The following is a 2,001-nucleotide window of genomic DNA, read 5'->3' as shown; positions in this document are numbered from 1 at the left end:
CCGGTGGCGACGGCGGCGGCCGCGACCAGCGCGGCGGTGCTCATGGCGCCCGCCGCGGCGGTGCCGTCGGTGGCGGGGGACGCGCCGGCGCCGATCGCGGCGTGCACGGGGGCGGCGGCGAGCGCGAGCGGCGTGTCCGCCAGCGCGAGGCCGTGCGCGGTCGCGACATACTCCCGGGTGGTCGCGTGCTCCCGTGTGGGCGCGTCGGTGGCCGGGGCGCTCACCGGTGCGGCGACGGGGACGCTCGCGGCGGGCACGGGGGCGCGCAGGGCGTCCGGGGCCGAGGCGCGCACGGGGACGGGTGCGGCGGCTGGCGGCGTCCCCGGTGCCGGCGTGGGCACCGTGCCCGCCACGCGCACCGAGCCCGCCACCGCACTGGAGCCCCGCGCTGCACCGGACCCCGCCACCGCACCGGAGCCCGCCAGCGCCGCACCCGACCCCGCCGCGGCGCCCGCCCACGTCACCGCGGGCGTGCCGAACCCCGGGGTCAGCGGGAACGACCACGCGACGACCCGCGGCCGGCTGTGCCGGGCCCGGCGCCCGCCGGGTGCGTGCGGCGGCCCGGCCGCGCCCAGCCGCGGTGCCGGTGCCGGCAGCGTCGCGAGGATCCGCGCCCGTGCGGGCAGCTCGACGCCGCGCCACAGGAGGAACGCGAGCGCGGCCGACACGACGAGCACGACCGCGATGGCGGCGGGTCCGCGGACGGGTGTCGCGACGACGACCTTGATGACGAGCTCGTGCAGCAGGTAGAAGGAGAACGACAGCGCCCCGCCGAGCTTCACCACCGGGTGCAGCGCCCAGCGGTTCCCCCCGTCGATGTCGCCCCAGGCGCACCCGGCGGCGAGGGGCGCGAAGATCACGGCGAGCACGGCGGTCAGCACGGTGGGGTGCACGTCGACCGCGGCGGCGCCGAGGACGCACGCGGCGAGGACGCCGAGCAGCGCCCATGCGGGGACCCGCGGTCGCCAGCCCTCCCGTACCGCCAGCGCCGTGACCATGCCGAGCAGGAACTCGGGCAGCCGGGCGGGCGGCAGGTGGAACAGCACGGGGATCAGCGTCGGCCAGGCCAGCGCGACGGCGACGGGTGCGGCGAGGGCGGCGCCGGCGACGACGGCCCGGGTGCGGGCGCGCATCCGGCGCAGCGCCCAGAGCAGCGCGGGGAAGGCGGCGTAGAACGCGATCTCGCAGGACAGCGACCAGGCGACGCCGTTGACGGCGAACACCACGTCGCGGTCGGGCGACCAGGCCTGCACGAGGAACGCCCCGGACAGCAGCGTGACCGGGTCGACCGTGGCGCCGACGACGAGCACGGTGACCGCGAGCCCGATCGCGAGCGCGGTGAGGTGGTTCGGCAGGATCCGCGCGAGCCGGCGGGTGTAGAAGGCCCCGAGGGTGGTGCCGGGCTGCGCGGTCCAGGTGAGCACGAACCCGGAGAGCACGAAGAACAGCCCGACGCCGGTGTAGAACGCGCTGGACCCCCGGATCACCTGCAGGTTCCAGGAGTTGACGTGGTAGAGCATCACGAGCAGCGCGCCCGCGGCCCGCAGGCCGTTGAGGCTCCAGAGCACGGGCAGGCCACCGTCGGCGCGCGCGGTGGCGGTGCTCGTCACGTCGCCCTCCCGGGGTGGCAGTCGTCGGCCGGGGTTGGTCGCGGCTGCGCGGGTGCCCCGCGGCAGGCCTGGAAGTGCAAATTAGGACAAACGGTGCAGAACGTGTCAAGAGGGGTGCCGCCGTCAGAGTGAGAGTGTCGGTGGTCGCTCGTAGAGTGGTCGCTGCACCCCGGATCCCCTGGATCCGGGGTTCTCGTGCTGACCGCGCCCCGCCGCCGGCACCCCCGGAAGGAACCCATGAACGTCGCCGGACTGCTGCCCGTCCTCCTCACCGACCCCGCCGTCGCGCGCGCCGTCTCCCTCGTTCCGTCCCGCGGCGAGGTCGACGTCGTCGGGCCCGCCGGCGTCCGCCCGCCGCTGCTGGCCGCCCTCGCGGGCGCGCGCGCCGCCG

General features: G+C 77.5%; 1 protein-coding gene. It reads right to left on the bottom strand.

Features of this window, described 5'->3' with window-relative positions; all coding sequences use genetic code 11:
• Positions 1-1,610 (bottom strand): acyltransferase (locus tag G6556_RS18545; protein ID WP_166944589.1); only part of this gene is annotated, 1,610 nt, incomplete at its 3' end.
• Positions 1,611-2,001 lie beyond the last annotated feature (391 nt).

Origin of the sequence: Cellulomonas sp. IC4_254 (assembly GCF_011603975.1) — a bacterium.
GTDB lineage: Bacteria > Actinomycetota > Actinomycetes > Actinomycetales > Cellulomonadaceae > Cellulomonas.
Note: the sequence above shows the minus strand (reverse complement) of the source record. Positions and strands in the feature narration are given on the sequence as shown.